We start from the raw sequence: 18,647 nt of genomic DNA, 5'->3' as shown, positions 1-18,647 counted from the left end.
CCCAGGTGTGAGTTCGATGTCACGGTACGGCAGCGAACCGACGGGGAAACAAGATCAGGACTTGGTCGCGGAAGCCTTCTTCGCGGGAGCCTTCTTGGCAGCGGCCTTCTTGGTCGTGGCGCCGTCCGCGGTTTTGGCGGCCGCCTTCTTCGTGGCCGCCTTCTTGACGACCTTGGTGGCGGTGGCCTTCTTCGCGGCGGCCTTCTTGGCGGGAGCCTTCTTGGCGGCGGTCTTCTTCGCGACCTTCTTCACCGGACCGCGCGCCCGCCGATCGGCCAACAGCTCCGAAGCGCGCGCATCGGTGATCGACTCGACCTCGTCGCCCTTGCGCAGGCTGGCATTGGTCTCACCGTCGGTGACGTACGGACCGAAACGGCCGTCCTTGATCACCATCGGCTTCTCGGTCGCCGAATCCAGACCCAGCTCGCGCAGCGGCGGCGCGCTCGCGGACTGCCCACCGCGCCGCTTGGGCTCGGCGTAGATCTTCAGCGCGTCCTCGAGTGTGACCGTGAAGATCTGATCCTCACCGGTCAGCGACCGCGAATCGGTGCCCTTCTTCAGGTACGGGCCGTAGCGACCGTTCTGCGCGGTGATCTCGTCACCGGAGGTCGGATCCGCACCCACCACACGCGGCAGCGACAGCAGCTTGAGCGCGTCATCGAGCGTAATCGACTCCAAATCCATGGATTTGAAGAGCGAACCGGTGCGCGGCTTCGGCTTCTCCGCCTTCTTCGCGCCCTTCTTGGGCTCGGGCTCCTCGGCCGGCTCGGGCAGCACCTCGGTCACGTACGGACCGAAACGCCCTTCCTTGGCGACGATTTCGTGCCCGGACACCGGATCCACCCCGAGCGAGCGACCCTCCTGCGGTGTCGAGAAGAGCTTCTCGACCACCTCCAGGGTCAGCTCGTCCGGCGGCAGCTCGTCGGGCAGGTTCGCCCGCTGCGATACCGGATCCCCTTGCGGGTCATCGGGATTGACGATCATTCGCTCCAGATACGGCCCGAACTTGCCGACCCGGACGTTGACGTCGCGACCCTCGTCATCACTGAAAAGCTTGATGGAGTTGACTTCTCGCGCATCGATGCCGTCGAGGTTGTCACCCACCATGCGCTTGAGGCCGCCCGCGCGCGCCACCGAACCCTCGGCGGCGTTCTCACCACCGAAGTAGAAGCTGGACAACCAGTTTCCGCGCTGCTCGCGACCACCGGCGATGGCGTCGAGGTCGTCCTCCATAGCCGCGGTGAAGTCGAAGTCCACCAGGCGCCCGAAGTGCGCCTCCAGCAGGCCGATCACCGCGAACGCCACCCACGACGGCACCAGCGCGCTACCGCGCTTGTACACATAGCCGCGGTCGAGAATTGTCTTGATGATCGAGGCGTAGGTGGAAGGACGGCCGATGCCGAGCTCTTCCAGCGTCTTGATCAGCGATGCTTCGGTGAAACGCGGCGGCGGATTGGTGGTGTGCCCGTCCGGAGTCAGCTCGACCGCGGTCACGGCCTGACCTTCGGTCAGCACCGGCAGCCGCGATTCGGCGTCGTCGGACTGACCGCCCGCCTCCTCGTCGACACTCTCCACGTACGCCTTGAGGAACCCGGCGAAGGTGATGGTGCGGCCGGACGTCGAAAAGACGCACTCCTCACCGGAATTCGCGACGCCGGTGACCCGCACCGTCATCGTGGTGCCGCGCGCGTCCTGCATCTGGGATGCGACGGTGCGCTGCCAGATCAGTTCGTACAGACGGAATTCGTCGTTGTCGACCTTCGAATGCACCTGGCCCGGCGTCATGAACGTGTCACCCGAGGGACGGATCGCCTCGTGTGCTTCCTGCGCGTTCTTGACCTTGCGGGTGTACTGACGCGGCGTCGGGCTCACATACTCCGCGCCGTACAGCTGCGTGGCCTGCGCCCGAGCGGCCGTGATCGCGGTATCCGACAGCGTCGTGGAGTCGGTACGCATGTAGGTGATGTAGCCGTTTTCGTACAGTCGCTGCGCGACCCGCATCGTCCGCTCGGAGGTGAAGCGCAGCTTGCGCGCCGCCTCCTGCTGCAGAGTCGAGGTCATGAACGGCGCGTACGGCTTGCGGGTGTAGGGCTTGGACTCGACCGAGCTGACCGCGAAGTCGACCCCGTTCAGCGAATCAGCGAGCCGATGCGCGTACGCCGAATCGAGCACGGTGACGCCCGAGGCTGTCTTGAGCTGACCGTCGGACCCGAAGTCACGACCGCTGGCCACCCGCGATCCGTTGACCGCGACCAGGCGCGCACCGAAAACGCTCGGATTCGCCGATTCCTGACCGCCCGCGTCCAGTTTGGCGGCGATGTCCCAGTACTCGGCCGAGCGGAACGCCATGCGCTCGCGCTCACGCTGCACGATGACGCGGGTCGCCACGGACTGCACCCGGCCCGCCGACAGTCGCGGCATGACCTTCTTCCACAGCACCGGCGAGACTTCGTAGCCGTAGAGCCGATCGAGGATGCGCCGCGTCTCCTGCGCGTCGACCAGATCCTTGTCGAGCTCGCGCGTGTCGGCGGCCGCGGCCTGGATGGCCGCCTCGGTGATCTCGTGGAAGACCATGCGTCTGACCGGGACCTTGGGCTTCAAGGTCTCCAGCAGGTGCCACGCGATGGCTTCGCCCTCGCGGTCGGGGTCGGTGGCGAGATAGAGCTCGTCGGCGTCGGACAGCAAGCTTTTCAGCTCACCGACCTTGGCCTTCTTATCGGGGCTGACCACATAGATGGCCTCGAAATCGTTATCGACGTCGACGCCGAGACGAGCCCACTTCTCACCCTTGTATTTGGCCGGTACGTCCGCCGCGCCACGCGGTAGGTCCCGGATATGGCCCACCGACGCCTCCACCACGTAACCGCGGCCGAGGTAGGGAGCGATCTTCCGGGCCTTCGTCGGCGACTCGACGATGACGAGACGACGCACGAGGCCGCCCTGGTCGGACGCTCCCTGTGAGTTCGGCGCTGAACCGCGGTCTCGTGTTGCCACCGGCGAACACCTTTCCTCTCGATCCGCGCGGCGCCTGGTGCGCCCGATATGCGGCTGGGGCAAGCGGCTGCGATTACATATATCGCTGCCAGCAACGTTTATACCCTGTTCAATAGCCGCGGCTCGGTCACAGCGACGATGTTCCCCGGGACTGATCCTTACAAGTGACCTGCACGCAGTCACTATGGCTGACCCGAGTGTAGTGGGTCCAGATATGGGTCGTCCCCCACCGCCTGTGGCGATGGGGGACGGAACCTGTGGGTTGGCCCGCTCTAATCAGAGCGCGCGGACACCGGTGGCCTGTGGCCCCTTGGTACCCTGACCGACCTCGAACTCGACCTTCTGGTTCTCCTCGAGGGTGCGGAAACCCGAACCCTGGATCTCGGAGTAGTGGACGAAGACGTCAGCGGAGCCGTCCTCGGGCGCGATGAAGCCGAACCCCTTCTCCGCGTTGAACCACTTCACAGTTCCCTGTGCCATTCTGTTCCTTCTCTTTCCATACCGGAACGGTAGACAAGTAGGTTCATCCACCGGGTCCGTTGAGACCGCTGTACTCTGTTCCCCCTGCAGGAAAGCTATCAGTACACCGTTCGCAACATCGATCCTGCTGATGGTTTGGACTTTGGATCCGTTCCCTCGAACACAGAAGCTTGCGACCAGGAACCAGTGAACCATGTCTTCCCGCAATTCAACAGCTGAGTTACCGACAATTTGCAAAAAAGTTGATCTTGCGAATGCGCAGGTGAGGGGCATAATGCCCAAATCCGAACTTGAAGTAGGTTTGCTTCCCGATAACAGAGCGAGCATCCGGCAAACTGGCTTGGAGGCGGGTCGCTACTCTGTAGTGAAATGGCAGGTAGGGCAGCGGACATACACACATCTCGCACACCTGGCGCGTCCCGCAGCAACGGTTCGATGAATCCGGCAGACCCCTCGGCGCTCGTGCACCCCGCGGACGACAGCAGCTATGGGCGATCGTTGCTGAATCGTGTCCTACTCGGCACGGGAACTCAGGACCCCCGACTCACCCACCTCAGCGAGCTGCCGGCCCGGGTCGCCCAGGTCACGGAATGGCCCGAATGGACATCTCCCGATGTGATCGCCGCGGTCCGCGCGAACGGCGTGCACGCACCCTGGATTCATCAGAGTCAGGCCGCTGACCTGGCCGCGAGCGGTCAACACGTGGTCGTGTCCACGGGAACCGCGTCGGGCAAGTCCCTGGCCTATCAGTTGCCGATCCTCACCGCATTACAGAACGACCCTCGTGCGACAGCCCTATATATATCGCCCACCAAAGCGCTCGGAGCCGATCAGCTCCGCATGGTCAACGAGCTGACCAGCGACGATCCGCTACGCGGCATCCACCCCGCGCCCTATGACGGCGATACGCCCCCGGAGATCAGGCAGTGGGTGCGCGCGCACGGCCGCTGGGTCTTCACCAATCCGGACATGCTGCACATCGGAATGCTGAGGTCGCACGAGCGCTGGGGCCGATTGCTGCGACAGCTGCGCTACATCGTGATCGACGAATGCCACACCTACCGGGGCGTCTTCGGATCGCATGTGGCGCTGGTACTGCGGCGGCTGCGGCGAATCGCCGAGCGGTACGGGGCGAATCCCGTATTCGTACTGTGCTCGGCCACCACCGCGGACCCGGCGGCCACGGCGTCGCGACTGATCGGCGCGCCCTGCGTCGCGGTCACCGAGGACGGATCGCCGCAGGGGTCCAGAACGGTCGCACTGTGGGAGCCGCCGCTGCTCGGCGGGGGCGTGACCGGGGAAAACGGTGCGGCAGTGCGCAGATCGGCCGGGTCGGAGGCTGCCAAGGTGATGGCTGATCTGGTCTCGGAGGGCGCACGCACCCTCACCTTCGTACGGTCCCGGCGCGGCGCGGAGGCGATCGCCATGGATACGCGCAGGCTGCTGGCCGAGGTCGATACGACGCTGCCCGAACGGGTGGCCGCCTACCGGGCCGGATACCTCGCCGAGGATCGACGGGCGCTGGAGACGGCCCTGTCCGAGGGTTCCCTGGTCGGCGTGGCCACCACCAACGCGCTGGAGCTGGGCGTGGACATCGCCGGGCTCGATGCCGTCGTGGTCGCGGGATATCCGGGCACGGTGGCCTCGTTCTGGCAGCAGGCCGGGCGGGCCGGACGCCGCACGCAGGGGTCATTGGTGCTGCTCATCGCCCGTGACGACCCGCTGGACACCTACCTCGTGCATCACCCGGAAGCACTGCTCGGACGACCGCTCGAAGCCAGCATCACCGATCCGCACAATCCTTATGTATTGGGCCCGCATCTGCTCTGCGCGGCCATGGAACAGCCGCTCACCGACGCCGAGGTGCACGCGTTCGAGGCCTGGGATCTACTCTCCGACCTGGCCGGACAGGGTTTGATCCGACGGCGGCCGGGCGCCGGGCGCAACGGGACCGCCCGCTGGTTCGTCACCGCCGATACGCACCCGCACGACGCGGTGGACGTGCGCGGCGGGATCGGCACCGCGGTGGCGATCGTCGACGGCGAGACCGGGCGCATGCTGGGCACCACCGACGCCGGCCGGGCTCCGGCCACCCTGCACGAAGGTGCCGTTCACCTGCATCAAGGTGAATCCTTCGTGGTCGACGAGCTGGATCTCGAGGAGGGTGTGGCGCTGGTCCACGCCGAGACTCCGGGCTGGAACACCAGCGCCCGGGCGATCACCACGATCGAGATCGAGGAGATGACCGAGCATCGGGTGCACGGCTCGGTGACCACGGGTTTGGCGCAGGTACTGGTGACCAGGCAGGTCGTGGGCTATCTGCGGCGGCTGCCCAGCGGCGAGGTCCTGGACATGATCGCGCTGGATCTGCCCGCGCAAACACTGCCCACCCGGGCTGTCCTCTATACCGTCACACCGGGCCTGCTGGCCCGGGCCGGCATCGATCCGCGAGCGGCGGCGGGCGCGCTGCACGCGGCCGAACACGCCGCGATCGGCATGCTTCCCCTGGTCGCGACCTGCGATCGCTGGGATATCGGTGGAGTGTCGACGGCCGAGCATCCCGATACCGGACTGCCTACCGTGTTCGTCTACGACGGACACCCGGGTGGAGCGGGCTTCGCCGAGCGCGGCTTCGAGCGACTGCGCGGGTGGCTGTCGGCGACCTTGGCGGCCATCGCATCCTGCGGCTGCGCGAACGGCTGTCCGTCCTGTGTGCAGTCGCCGAAGTGCGGAAACGGCAACAACCCGCTGGACAAGGCGGGCGCGGCCCGGCTACTCACCGCGGTGCTCACAGAACTGGGCGATGGTGACGGGTGCCACACCCAACCGTGACGCGCCCGAGGCCCGAGCGACATCGGAGCTACACCCGACCAAGCGGTTGGCACCTGTGAGCTGGGAAGTACCGGGCGGCGTGTCGTACCGCCCGATCCCGGCGGTCCGACCGTGCGGCGCGAGTCGAATAAAGAGGGAAGTCATCCTGTTAACTGGAGGATTGCCCCGTTCGATAATGTCGTCAGCGCATTTACCTGTGCATTCTTTCGAATCCGACTTCCGTCGCGAATAGGAAAGCGCTCGGGATCCAAACAATTCCGCCGCTGGGATTCATCGAATATCGGTATTGATCGACCGAAGATGTGGCCTGCGCCATCGTCAATTCTAACCAACCGCTCGGTACGAGATAATGCCTCCTACCTATCCTCGACCGGTCCCGCCCGCGCCCGCGCGTGTAGCTCTCGACTACCCAGTGGACCCGGCGGCATTCGCACTCGCACAGTGACCGTCACATCCCAATCCACGGGTACGCATGTCAACACTTGCGCACCCATTCGAGATGCGATCTCTTCCGCCCGCGCGCATGCGAGTTGCGTGCCCGCGACGAGTCCGCCCGCGGCGGCGAGCGCGGCCAGGTCGGCCGCGGCCTGCGCCCGGTGACGACCCACCACGGCGACCCCGAGCTGTGCCATCAGCACCGTCACCGCGACCAGGGCCAGCAGCGCCAGACAGGCCGTCACCGTCACCCCGCCGGACTCGTCGCCACGGTGTTTCACTTCACACCTGACGCCATCGGTTCCCGCGCCGCCACCGCCGATGCGCGCAGGGTCAGCGGCAGCAGCGGGGCCCGGGCACTCACCTCGGCCAGTACCGATTCACCGTCGACCAGCAACGTCACCACGGCGTGTGGTGGCGCGACCTGCCGCGCCACCACGGTCGCCCTTTCTTCCTCGCCCCGCGCCGCCAGTCGGGCCGCCTCCCGCGCGGCATCCACACACCGCACCTGGGCCGTGGCCGCCAGCAGTGCGCCGGCACACAGCACCAACACCGCGGTGAGCGCCGCCAGCGCGATCGCCGCCTCGACGGTCGCCATGCCCCGATCCCCACCGTGGGCCGCGCCGGTCAGCGCGTCGAGGTCTGCAAGGCCTTGTCGATGATCTTGGTCAGCGCGTTGACGATGCTGTCGCCGGTGACCACCCCGTAGAGGACGGCCCCGAACGCGGCCGCCGCGATGGTCCCGATGGCGTACTCCGCGGTGCTCATCCCCGCCTCTCCCGTCGTGAGCAGCAGCCGAGTGCGCAACTCCCACCCCAGATTCCGCAGTGTCGATCCCATGGTCGCCCCTTCTCTCCTCCCGATACGGTCGCTCCGCACCGGTACGGTCCTCGGTCCTCACAGCAGTCCCTCCCCCAGCACCCGGCCCGCGAGCCCGATCACGACCGGCACTATCCCCAGGCACAGGAACGCGGGCAGGAAGCACAGTCCGAGCGGGCCGCCGATGAGCACTCCCGCCCGCTCGGCCCGGGCCGCCGCCGCATCCTCGATCTCGGTGCGCCGCTGCTGCGCCAATTCCGCCACCGCCGAGGCCAATCCGGCCCCGGATCGGGCCGACCGCCGAGCCATCCGCGCCAAAGCCCCCGCCGCCTCGTCCGTGCACCCCGCCGACGCCTGCTCCCACACCGATAACGAATCCGCCCCCAGCGCCAGCAGATCCGCCGCCCGCCGCAATACCGATCCCAACGGCTCCGGCGCCCCCGCCCCGACCGCTCCGGCCGCGGCTCCGGTCGGCAATCCCGCCCGCAGGCACGCCGCGAACAGATCGAGCGTCCCCGCGACCCCCAGCGGATCCGCCGTCTCCCGCCCGAACCGCTCCTGCCGCATCCCTTCTCGCCCCGATTCGGTCATTCGCCGCAACCGCCGCACCGCACCGACCCGCCCCGGCAAGATCAGCAGCGCCACCGCCGCCGGCACCGCCGCTCCCGAAAGTGCGCTCACCTCAGCCCCTTCTCCGAATTCCACAACCATCCACAACCCCTGCGATACCGATCACGCTCGGCTGATGCCCAGCGGTGCGAGAACGAGAGCGTCCCAGCGCATTCGGAGACGCGGAGGAGACCGCCTCAGCGCAGCACCTTCGCGGTGATCACATCTGTCCACAGCAATCCCGCACAGGTGAGCCCGGCTCCCAGCGGGAGTAGCAACCCGCCGAGCGGAGTCACGAACAGCACTCGCAGCGGCGCGGCCCCCATCATCTGACCGAGCCCGATCCCGAGCACCGGAAGCAGCGCCAGTACCGCCGCGGTGGCGTGTGCACCCGCCAGCGCCGCTCGTGTCCGATCTCGGAACCGTCTGCGCCCGAGCAGATCCGCTCGCGCCGCCGCGAGCAGTTCCGCCAGCGCCAGCCCGTGTCGCTCGGCCACCAGCCATGCCTCCGCGATCCGGGCCAGCTCCCCCGCCACCACCGCATCCGGCCGCCGCAACCCCTCGGCCCCCGACCCACCCAGTCGACTCCGAGCCGCGCTCACCGCGAACGCCCGCCCCACCTCGCCCCCGATCTCCGATGCCGCCACCTCCGCCGCCGCACTCGGATGCGCCCCCACCCGCAACTCCCCGATCACCGCCTCCAACCCCTCCGACAATCGCCCGCACTCCGCCACCCATCGCCGCTCCCGCACCACCCGGCGCCGCCGCACCCACACCGTCGCCGACACCATCGCCGCCGCCACCGCCGTTCCCACCCCCGAAACCATCGCCACGCCGACCAACGCGACTCCGCAGAGCACCCGAATCACGTTCACCCCCGGCACTTTCCGTCCCTGCCGCGCTCCGAACACCACCCTGAACCTTCGCCGCCCCGCACCCTCCGGCAACGCCACCAGCACACCCGCGACACAAACCCACACCACCCACGAATGCCCGCACGCACTCACCCGCAGCCTCCGTCCCACCCGCCGCTGTACAACTCCCCGCCCCGCGCTCCACTCCGGCAGGACGAGCATTCATCCCCAACTCTCCACAGCGCGAAGCAGTCTCGAAGACTTCCGAAGCCGGGCCGCCCTATCGGAGAATTCCGCCGCGCTCCACAGAGCCCCCCGGACCACACATCCCATACCGCGCGAACCGTAGGCCCGGAGGCTGCGCGCTCCGCCACCGAAATGGCTTGTCACACCGCTGATCCCTGTTCATGCACCACGCCTCGGAGCACCTTCGAGGACCGGGCGCCGCACTCTCCACCCGCCGCCGTGCCTGAACCTGCACCGCGCCAGGCGGGCTTCCGCGGAATTCATGCCCATCCACAGGGTCGACCGACGACCGCAGTGGCCGGCGACCCCGGTCGCCGCGTGATGCACAACCATCCACATCGACGACAGCGCAGACTCCGCCACTGCGGAAACAGCGTTCGGCGTCTGCCCGGCACGGTCGTGATGCTCGAGACCACTCCGATCCCGAACCAGCAGCCGATGCCGTACCCGGCCTTGCGCGTAGGCGAGCCTCGAAACCAACGACGGGGAATCGGTATACATCGTTGCCGGATGCGACCGCCGCACAGCAGGTTCGGAAGCGGCCGGGTGATGTGCGAGATGACCCAGGCGACGAGGCCCCGAAGTGGTGGAGTCGCGCCGGTAAAGCAGAGAGCCGCCACGTGCTGCGGCTTCCATGGACCCGAGAAGTGATCGGCAGCGCGAGATCGACGAAGCGACGGGTGACCGACGTGCTCATCGGGGACTCCTTTCATCGAGAAGGGCACGGAGGGAGTGAGCGGCCGGGGCCGCACGAGCGTCCGCGGTCCAGGCGGGGATGATGTCGACGTGGGTGGTGGATCGGGTGATCAGGCCGATTTCGCGGAGGGTTCGGTGGCCGTCGGGGTGGCGGTGGACATGGAGAATCACCTGGATGGCGGCGGCCAGCTGACTGTGGAGGGCGTCGCGGGTCATGCCGCCGAGGGCGGCCAGCGCCTCGAGGCGAGCGGGGACTTCCCGGGGAGAGTTGGCGTGGACGGTCCCGGCACCGCCGTCGTGGCCGGTGTTGAGGGCGGTGAGGAGATCGACCACCTCGGCGCCTCGAACCTCGCCCACGACTATTCGATCGGGGCGCATGCGGAGCGCTTGACGAACCAGGTCTCGCACGGTGATCTCGCCTGCGCCTTCGACATTCGGCGGACGGGCCACCAGGCGGACCACGTGCGGATGGGGCGGGGCCAGTTCGGCGGCGTCCTCCACGCAGATGATCCGCTCCGCGGGGTCGACCTTGGCGAGCAGCGCCGACAGCAGGGTAGTCTTTCCGGCGCCCGTACCTCCGACGACCAGGAAGGCGAGGCGGGCTCGGATTATGCGCTCCAGCAGGACTTTCGCGTCGGCGGAGATCGCACCCGACGCCGCGAGGACATCGAGCCCCTGGGAGGCGGGGCGCAGGATGCGCAGGGACAGACAGGTGCCGCCGTGCGCGACGGGCGACAGCACGGCGTGCAGGCGCACCCCGAACGAATTGCCCAGTGCGGCTTCGGAGCCCGAGAGCCGGCCGTCCACCCAGGGCTGAGCGTCGTCGAGGCGGCGACCCGCCGACAGCGCGAGCCGCTGCGCCAGCCTGCGAACGGCAGCTTCATCGGGGAAACACACAGGCGCACGGCACAATCCGTGACCTCGGTCCACCCACACCGCATCCGGTGCGGTGACCAATACATCGGCCACCTCCGGATCGTGCAGGAGCGGTTCGAGCAGTCCCGCACCGGTGAGTTCGGTCTGCAGCAGCCGCAGGGCTCGCAGCAGGTCCGTATCCGCCAGTACGCCACCCGCTTCCGCGCGCAGCGCCGCGGCAACCCGTCCCGGATCCGGATCCCCCGTCCCGTCCGCGAGCCGCTCACGGACCCGATTCAGCAGATCGTCGGACAGCAATCCGCTCATCGTCGGCCGCGACGCGCCCGATCGGGTAGACATGCGGCCCGAAATCTCCTCGGATACAGACTGATTCATGATTGCAGCCCAATCGGAGCCTCGCTGGCTGTGCGCCGCGTCGGGAGTGACGAGGCCGGTGCCGGTGCGCCCCGGGGATGAACAGCGTCTCGGCCGAGCGCATCCAGGACTGCCGTGGCCGCGGCATGTAGGGGGCTGCGGCGGCGGATGGTGAGTCCCCCGCGTTCGAGACGTTCGGCCAGGTAGGGCTGTGAGGTCATCGCCGCGAGCAGCGGAAGGCCGACGGCGGTGGCCAGGTCCGCCCCGCGCAGGCCACCAGGCGAGGGGCCGCGAACGATCAACTGGACGTTGGGATTTCGGGCGGTGAGATGCGCCGCCACCGATTCGGCGGCGGCCGCGGCGCGAAGCCGAGCGGGGACCACCAGCACGGCCAGGTCGGCCGATTCGAGAATGAGATCGGCGTGCGGGGAACGCTCGGTGGAGAGATCACACACGACGAGGTCACCGGCCGAACGGCCCGCCTCCACGATGGAGCGCACGGCGGAGGGCGCGAGTTCCGTTGCGGTGCATCGCCTTCCACAGGACAAGAGGCCGACACCCGCGACCGAGGGCAGCGCGTCGTGCAGTGCGGGCGCGGCCACTCGGCCGTCCTCGATGGTGAGGTCCGGCCACCGCAGGCCGGGAGTCGACTCGGCACCCAGCAGCAGATCGAGGCCACCGCCGTACGGTGCGGCATCCACCAGCAGTGTGCGGTCACGGGAGCGGGACGCGGCGGTCAGGGCGATCGCCGCGGCCATGGTCGACGCGCCCGCCCCACCGACCGCGCCGGCGACGGCGATCACCGCGCCGTGTTCCTGCCCGCGACGGTCGTGGGTGGCGAAGGCCATGATCAACGTGTCGGCCGCGGTGGGCAGCGACACCACCTGTTCCGCCCCGATCTCGGTGGCGCACTGCCAGTCGAGCAAACCCGGCTTCCCGTCGGTCACCAGGAGAATTCCGTCACGTCGGGGGTGTCCGGCGGATGCACAGCAACGAGCCGATTCGGCGTCGAGAACGACGACCGAAGCGGCGAGCCACGGGTGGCGGCCGAGCGGTGCGACGCGCTCGTCGAGGCGGCGGTCGGCCGCGGCGGCGATGCGGCGCACCTCCTCGCGCAGCCGCGAATCGGAAACCAGGGCGAGCGCCGGAGGCGAACTGATCGAGTCGGAGTTCATGCAGGTCAGCGTCCGCCGTTACGGACCGGCGAAAAAGAGCTCCTGCGGCGAGTGTGGACAACACGCGGCCTGTGGAGAACTTCGCGAATGACGATGGGTGCGTGAGCTGTCCGGAAATAGAGGACGACCCCAGCCGGGGGGGGAGGAGGCTGGGGCCGTCGGGGTTCAGCCCCGGGGGGTCGGGCTGAACACGCCTGGACTAGTCCAGGTACCGGCCATACTACACCCAAGCACCGCCAGCTTTGCAAGTCCGCCGAGCGAGTCTTTTTCCCGCCGACACGGCCCCGCTTCCGGCTGGCAAACCCGGATAAATCCACCGTGTCGCCCGCTATCGGCGAGCGAAACATATTCTTGACGCGTGACAGCCGACCGCGGACGAGTCGCCGCCTTCTTCGATCTCGACAAGACCGTGATCGCGAGGTCCAGCGCCTTCGTGTTCAGCAAGCCTTTTCTGGACCAGGGGCTGCTGAGCAGGCGCGCTGTGCTCGAAAGCAGCTACGCCCACTTTCTGTTCCTGCTTTCCGGCGCGGACCACGATCAGATGGAACGCATGCGCGAGCACCTCACCAAGATGTGCGCGGGCTGGGATGTGGGCCAGGTGCGCTCGATCGTGGCCGAGACCCTGCACGAGCTCGTCGACCCGCTCATCTATGCCGAAGCCGCGGATCTCATTGCGGACCACCGCATTCGGGGCCACGACGTGATCATCGTCTCGGCCTCCGGCGAGGAGGTGGTCGCGCCGATCGCGGCCGCGCTGGGCGCCGACCATTTCGCGGCCACCCGCATGGTCATCGAAAACAACAGGTACGCAGGCGAAGTCGAGTTCTACTGCTATGGCGACGGCAAGGTCGAAGCCATGAAAAAGATGGCCGCGCAATACGGTTACGACCTGTCGCGCTGTTACGCCTACTCCGATTCGGTCACCGATGTGCCCATGCTCAGCGCGGTCGGCCACGCGACCGCGGTGAATCCGGACCGCGCCCTGCGCCGTGAGGCGTCGGCCAAGGGCTGGCCGATCCTCACCTTCTCCAATCCGGTATCCCTGTGGGCCCGGCTGCCGGCACCCTCGACCACGACCGTCGCGGCGAGCGTGGCGGTGGGGCTGGGCGCGGTGGCGGCGGGAGCGCTCAGTTACCGGCTGCTGCGCCGCCGGCAGTAGCGCACGCCACTCCCCCGCAACGATCTCCGGCGACTTTCCGACACGCCCGAACGCGATACCTACGAAACACGCCGCATATCGAATGTTTCCCCAGCCCTTGATGTGAGGGCGGTCACAGGGTAACAATGGAGGCACGGAAGGACGGAAGGCCAAGATCGGATCGGAAGAGAAGATCCGGTTTCCCATCCCACCCTTCCCGGCACGGACACCAGGCACCCACGCGGAGCACGCCGCGACAGGGCACGAGTGTTGTGGGCCTGCGTTATCCGGGATTTCGACGGCGATAGCCTCGCAACCGATGCGGGGATGAACCTTCGAAGGCCGGAGAGTCGCCGAGGCTGAGAAACACAACCCGAACAGCACGCTTGGTAACCAGGCGATCCGTGCTCGCGGGCGGTGAAGTCGCAACAGCGGCTACGCCGCCCGCATTGATGTGCGGACCAGCCGACTCCCGGGGCTCCGCTCTCGAACCCTCGGGGGCTCCGCCCTCCCGGACTCACAGCCCCCCGAACCCGCGGCCCCCGAGCTCCGCCCGGAACCGCGCAGCGCGTCAGCCGGCAGCGGCGTCCGCGATCGAGCGGGCTTCGCGCGCACCGTCTTCCAGCGCGCCGCAGGTGTAGAGCACCCAACCGCCCACGCCGTCCACCGTGCCCATCCCGAAGGCGGCGGCCGCGTCGAGGTAGGCCTGGCGACGGCGAAGCCAGAAGACCTCGGGGACGCCGAGGCTGTGCGGATCAAGGCCGCTGGACACGGCTACCAGCCTTGACGCCGCCCGCGCGACGATTCCGTCGGCGGTGCCGAACGGCCGCAGGGCCAGGATCTCGCCGTGCACGATTGCGGCGATCACGGGCGCGGGAGCTTTGGTGGCCAGGACCGTCTGGGCGAGCAGATCGAGGCGTTCGGCGACGCCCGGGGCGCTGCGGGGGCGGCCCAGGTTTTCGGGCGCGTCGACCATATCGGCCGCGGCCAGCAGGTGCAGGCGAGCCAGCGCCTGCATCGGTGCGCGCTGCCAGACACCGACCAGGGTGGTGAGCGCGTCCCCGTCCAGGGCCTGACCGACGCGCAGGGCGCCGGCGAGGATCGGATCGCCGACATCGCCGTCGGCAGGAATATCGATGGTGCCGCCGTCGATGGCGGCGGAGGACCGGGCAGCGCGCACGGCCGCTTCGGCGGCGGTGGTGGGCCAGCCGCGCCGGTTCGTCTGGTGGCGATGCACGTCGGCGAGGGCGTCACGGGCCTTGTCGGCGGCTTCGCGGACGCCGGGCAGGTCGACGAGTGGCTGCAGCGGATCTGTCACGAAATACGAGGCTACTGCCGCGCCCACTGTGACCGAGCCCCGCCTCGAGGGTCGGTGCGCCGGACCGCACGGCCGCGAACCGACGAGCGCCGAGGCGGTGCGGTTCCGAAGGGGAATCGCACCGGCCATCGCGTCCGGTGGCCGCCCCCGCAAGCCCTGCGGCGGAGACGACGCCGGAGTCACCGGTCGCGCGGTCAGCCGACCAGCAGGTCCCGGCCGGGAATCGCCTCCAGCAGCCGCCGGGTGTACTCGGACCGCGGATTGTCGAAGACCTCGGTGGTGGTCGCGGCCTCGACGACCTTGCCCTGCTGCATGACCACGACATCGTCGGCGATCTGGCGGACCACCGCCAGGTCATGGGTGATGAACAGGTACGAGAGACCGAGATCCCCCTGGAGCTTGTTGAGCAGGCGCAGGATCTGGGCCTGGACCAGCACGTCCAGCGCCGACACCGCTTCGTCGCAGACCACCAGCTCGGGTGAGAGCGCCAGGGCCCGGGCGATGGCGACGCGCTGGCGCTGCCCGCCCGACAGCTCGTTGGGATAGCGCCGCATCATCGTGGCGGGAAGCGCGACCTTGTCGAGCAGGTCCCGCACGGCGGCCTCGCGTTCCTTCGGGGTACCGATGCCGTGCGTGCGCAGCGGTTCCTCGATGGTCCGGTAGATCGAGTACATCGGATCCAGCGACCCGTACGGATCCTGGAACACCGGCTGCACGCGCCGGCGGAAAGCGAACGCGGCCTTGCTGTTCAGCCCGGCCACCTCCCGCCCGTCGAAGGTGACCCGCCCGGAGGTGGGTGCGAGGAGTCCCAGAACCATCTGTGCCACAGTCGATTTCCCGGATCCCGACTCCCCGACTATGGCGGTGGTGGTGCCGCGCCGCAGCCGGAAGGAGACCTCGTCGACCGCGGTGAGTTCGGTCGACTTCCACGGCCTGCTGCCCCGGATGCGGAACACCTTGGTGAGATTCTCCACGACCAGCACATCGTCGGGCGCACTGCTGAATTCGGCGTCGGTCTCGGCGAGTTCGCCCGCCGCCCGCACCGCGTGCTCACGCACTTCGGCGCGGTCACGTACCGCCGAGAGCCGCCGCGAGGCCAGCGAGGGCGCGGAGTTCACCAGTTCCCGGGTGTACTCGTGTTGCGGTTCGCGCAGAATCTGCAGTGCCGGACCGGATTCCACGATCCGCCCGCGATACATCACCACCAGGTGCTCCGCGCGCTCGGCCGCCAGACCGAGGTCGTGGGTGATCAGCAGCACCGCCGCGCCGAGTTCGGTGGTGAGCCCGTCGAGGTGGTCCAGGATCTGCCGCTGCACGGTGACGTCCAGCGCGGAGGTCGGCTCGTCCGCGATCAGCAGTTTCGGCCGGCAGGACAGGCCGATGGCTATGAGCGCGCGCTGGCGCATGCCGCCGGAGAACTCGTGCGGATACTGGTTGATCCGCGGTTCGGCGTCCGGCATCCCCGCCTCGGTGAGCAGTTCCACGGCTCGATGCTTCGCGGCCTTGCCCTTGGCTACACCGTTGGCCTCCAAGGTTTCCCGGATCTGGAAGCCGATCTTCCAGACCGGGTTCAGATTCGACATCGGGTCCTGCGGAACGAAGCCGATGCCCTCGCCGCGCACCCGCACGATCTCCCGCTCCGAGGCCTTCGCGAGGTCCTGGCCGTCGAACATGATGGAGCCGGAGGTGATTCGGCCGGTGCCGGGCAGCAGTCCGATGATGGCGTGCGCCGTGGTGGATTTCCCCGATCCGGATTCACCCACGATGGCCACGGTCTGTCCCGGGTACACGGTCAGGTTCACCCCGCGTACCGCCGGGATCTGTTTCCCGTCCGCGGTGAACGCGACATTCAGATCGCGCACATCGAGCAGTGGTTCGTCCATGGTGGTCACCGCTTCCGGGCTTTGGGATCGAGGGCATCGCGCACCGCGTCGCCGAGCATGATGAAGCTGAGCACGGTGAGCGCCAGTGCCGTCGCGGGATAGAACAGGATCGCGGAGGTGCGAATCTCCTTCTGGTCCACCGAGATATCCGATCCCCACGACACGATCTCGCGGGACAGCCCGACGCCCAGATAGGACAGGGTGGCCTCGGTCACGATGAACACGCCCAGCGAGATGGTGCTGACCACGATGAGCGGCCCGGTCGAGTTGGGCAGCACATGCCGGATCAGGGTCCGAAATCTGGACACCCCCAATGCCTTTGCCGCCGTGACGTATTCACTGCTCTTGGACTGGATCACCGCACTGCGGGCGATCCGCGCGGCCTGCGGCCAGCTGAAGGACGCCAGGGTGAGCATGACCGTCCACACCGTGCGAGTGGTGAGCAGCTGCATCATCACGATGGCGGCGAGCATGAGCGGCAGCGCGTAGAACACCTCCGCGATCCGCGACACCACCGAGTCCAGCAGCCCGCCGTAGTACCCGGTGACGGCCCCGAGCGTGCCGCCGATCAGGACGAACAGCAGGGTCGCCCCGATACCGGTGACCACCGACGCCCGTGCGCCGTAGACGGTGCGCGCGTAGATGTCGCAGCCCTGTTTGTCGAAGCCGAAGATGTGGTCGCGGCTCGGCGGCTTCATGCTGAAATCGCCGCTGCAGTACCGCGGATCCTGGCTGGTGAACAGCTCCGGCCAGGCGGCGACGAGCAGCACGAACACGATCAGCAGCGCCGCGATGACGAAGATCGGGTTGCGGCGCAGTTGTTTTCCGGCATCACGCCAGACGCTGGTCGGCGGTGCGGAGTCGTCGAGGCCGGCCCCGCCGACCTCGATATCCTCCGGCGGAGCGACGAAATGATCCTGCCCGGAACGGGTTCGGGCGTCGATCTCGCCCTCGAGCAACGACGGCGGCGACGTCTCGGGTTCAGGCATAGCGAATCCTCGGGTCGAGTGCGGCGTACAGCAGATCGACGATCAGGTTGGAGATCAGCAGGATCACGATCAGGATGGTCACGAAGGCCACCACCGTGGGCGGTTCACCGCGCACGATCGCCTGATAGAGCGTCCCGCCGACGCCCGGGATATTGAAGATGCCCTCGGTGACCACGGCGCCGCCCATCAGGTAGCCCAGATCGGTGCCGAGGAAGGTGACCACGGGAATCATCGAGTTGCGCAGAATGTGCACCACGATCACCCGCCGCCGGCTCAGCCCCTTGGCGGTCGCGGTCCGCACGAAGTCGGCGGTCATGTTCTCCGCCACCGAGTTCCGGGTCAGCCGCAGGACGTAGGCGAACGACAGCGAGCCCAGGACGAAGGCGGGCACGAGCAGATCGGTGAAGCTCGCCTTGCCACCGACGGTCACCGGCGCGATTCCCCATTTGATGCCGAGCAGGAACTGCGCCAGGAAGCCGAGAACGAAGATCGGCACCGCGATGATGACCAGGCTCAGCACCAGCATCGTGGAGTCGAACAGTTTGCCTTTGCGCAGCCCGGCGATCAGCCCGAAGATCACGCCGAACACACCCTCGATGAACACGGCCATGATGGCGAGCCGGAAGGTGATCGGGAAGGCGCGCACGAGTTCGTCCCGGACCGGGCGTCCGGAGAACGAGCTCCCGAAGTCCAGGGTGACAACGCCTTTGAGGTACTGCAGGTATTGCACGAAGAACGGCTGATCCAGGTGATAGCGCGCCCGCAGGTTCGCTTCCACCGCCGGGGTCAGCTGGCGATCACCGGCGAGCGCCTGGATCGGATCACCCGGGATCAGGAAGACCATCGCGTAGATGAGCAGCGTCGCCCCGAGAAAGACGGGGATCATCTGGAGCAACCGCCGCACGACGTACCAAGCCATGTTCCACTCCATCGACCGAAGGAGGCGGTT

At 67.9% G+C, this 18,647-nt stretch carries 15 protein-coding genes; 2 read left to right on the top strand and 13 right to left on the bottom strand.

Annotated elements, in window-relative coordinates; translation table 11 throughout:
- Positions 1-54: 54 nt before the first annotated feature.
- Both topA and NJ1_RS35370 read right to left on the bottom strand, forming a co-directional pair.
- Positions 55-2,994, bottom strand: coding sequence for a type I DNA topoisomerase (gene topA / locus NJ1_RS35375; RefSeq protein WP_067703904.1), 2,940 nt, complete (start codon positions 2,992-2,994; stop codon positions 55-57).
- A gap of 276 nt (positions 2,995-3,270) precedes the next feature.
- The gene (locus NJ1_RS35370; protein ID WP_029925108.1) at positions 3,271-3,474 is read right to left on the bottom strand and encodes a cold-shock protein; all 204 of its coding nucleotides are present in this window, start codon (positions 3,472-3,474) and stop codon (positions 3,271-3,273) included.
- Positions 3,475-3,909: 435 nt separating this feature from the next.
- Here NJ1_RS35370 and NJ1_RS35365 point away from each other — a divergent pair, with 435 nt between their 5' ends.
- Positions 3,910-6,306, top strand: coding sequence for a DEAD/DEAH box helicase (locus tag NJ1_RS35365; RefSeq protein WP_067703901.1), 2,397 nt, complete (start codon positions 3,910-3,912; stop codon positions 6,304-6,306).
- Positions 6,307-6,662: 356 nt separating this feature from the next.
- Here the strand turns inward: NJ1_RS35365 and NJ1_RS35360 are convergent, their stop codons facing one another.
- The 7 genes from NJ1_RS35360 to ssd form a co-directional block, all read right to left on the bottom strand.
- Positions 6,663-7,022 carry an Rv3654c family TadE-like protein gene (locus NJ1_RS35360; RefSeq protein WP_067703898.1) on the bottom strand — a complete coding sequence of 120 codons (360 nt, stop codon included), beginning with the start codon at positions 7,020-7,022 and terminating at the stop codon, positions 6,663-6,665.
- Positions 7,019-7,339, bottom strand: coding sequence for a TadE family type IV pilus minor pilin (locus NJ1_RS35355; RefSeq protein WP_067703895.1), 321 nt, complete (start codon positions 7,337-7,339; stop codon positions 7,019-7,021). Before NJ1_RS35355 ends, NJ1_RS35360 begins: the two co-directional genes overlap by 4 nt.
- Before the next feature lie 29 nt (positions 7,340-7,368).
- A complete protein-coding gene (locus tag NJ1_RS35350; protein ID WP_067703893.1) occupies positions 7,369-7,581 on the bottom strand; it encodes a DUF4244 domain-containing protein in 213 nt (70 codons plus the stop codon).
- A 57-nt stretch (positions 7,582-7,638) separates the two neighbouring features.
- Entirely contained in the window at positions 7,639-8,241 is a 603-nt protein-coding gene (locus tag NJ1_RS35345) for a type II secretion system F family protein (RefSeq protein WP_245717723.1), read from the bottom strand.
- A gap of 125 nt (positions 8,242-8,366) precedes the next feature.
- Entirely contained in the window at positions 8,367-9,044 is a 678-nt protein-coding gene (locus tag NJ1_RS35340) for a type II secretion system F family protein (RefSeq protein WP_422615806.1), read from the bottom strand.
- Positions 9,045-9,962: 918 nt separating this feature from the next.
- Positions 9,963-11,147 carry a TadA family conjugal transfer-associated ATPase gene (locus tag NJ1_RS35335; protein ID WP_067703885.1) on the bottom strand — a complete coding sequence of 395 codons (1,185 nt, stop codon included), beginning with the start codon at positions 11,145-11,147 and terminating at the stop codon, positions 9,963-9,965.
- A 65-nt stretch (positions 11,148-11,212) separates the two neighbouring features.
- Positions 11,213-12,370, bottom strand: coding sequence for a septum site-determining protein Ssd (gene ssd / locus NJ1_RS35330; RefSeq protein WP_067703882.1), 1,158 nt, complete (start codon positions 12,368-12,370; stop codon positions 11,213-11,215).
- 358 nt (positions 12,371-12,728) lie between these two features.
- Here ssd and NJ1_RS35325 point away from each other — a divergent pair, with 358 nt between their 5' ends.
- Positions 12,729-13,529: an HAD family hydrolase gene (locus tag NJ1_RS35325; RefSeq protein ID WP_067703880.1), complete on the top strand. Its 801-nt coding sequence runs from the start codon at positions 12,729-12,731 to the stop codon at positions 13,527-13,529.
- Positions 13,530-14,079: 550 nt separating this feature from the next.
- On the opposite strand, the gene NJ1_RS35320 is transcribed toward NJ1_RS35325, so the two are convergent.
- From NJ1_RS35320 to NJ1_RS35305, 4 genes are all read right to left on the bottom strand, one after another.
- The gene (locus tag NJ1_RS35320) at positions 14,080-14,826 is read right to left on the bottom strand and encodes a Fic family protein (RefSeq protein WP_067703961.1); all 747 of its coding nucleotides are present in this window, start codon (positions 14,824-14,826) and stop codon (positions 14,080-14,082) included.
- A gap of 194 nt (positions 14,827-15,020) precedes the next feature.
- Entirely contained in the window at positions 15,021-16,709 is a 1,689-nt protein-coding gene (locus NJ1_RS35315) for an ABC transporter ATP-binding protein (RefSeq protein WP_067703958.1), read from the bottom strand.
- Positions 16,710-16,714: 5 nt separating this feature from the next.
- Positions 16,715-17,698 (bottom strand): ABC transporter permease, encoded by a 984-nt coding sequence (locus NJ1_RS35310; RefSeq protein WP_067703877.1) that lies wholly within the window; start codon positions 17,696-17,698, stop codon positions 16,715-16,717.
- Positions 17,691-18,617, bottom strand: coding sequence for an ABC transporter permease (locus tag NJ1_RS35305; protein ID WP_067703955.1), 927 nt, complete (start codon positions 18,615-18,617; stop codon positions 17,691-17,693). Before NJ1_RS35305 ends, NJ1_RS35310 begins: the two co-directional genes overlap by 8 nt.
- Between the last annotated feature and the right edge of the window lie 30 nt (positions 18,618-18,647).

This window comes from Nocardia jejuensis NBRC 103114 (assembly GCF_001613145.1).
Taxonomy (GTDB): domain Bacteria; phylum Actinomycetota; class Actinomycetes; order Mycobacteriales; family Mycobacteriaceae; genus Nocardia; species Nocardia jejuensis.
The sequence above is the reverse complement of the archived record's forward strand: the minus strand, read 5'-3'. Positions and strand labels throughout refer to the sequence as shown.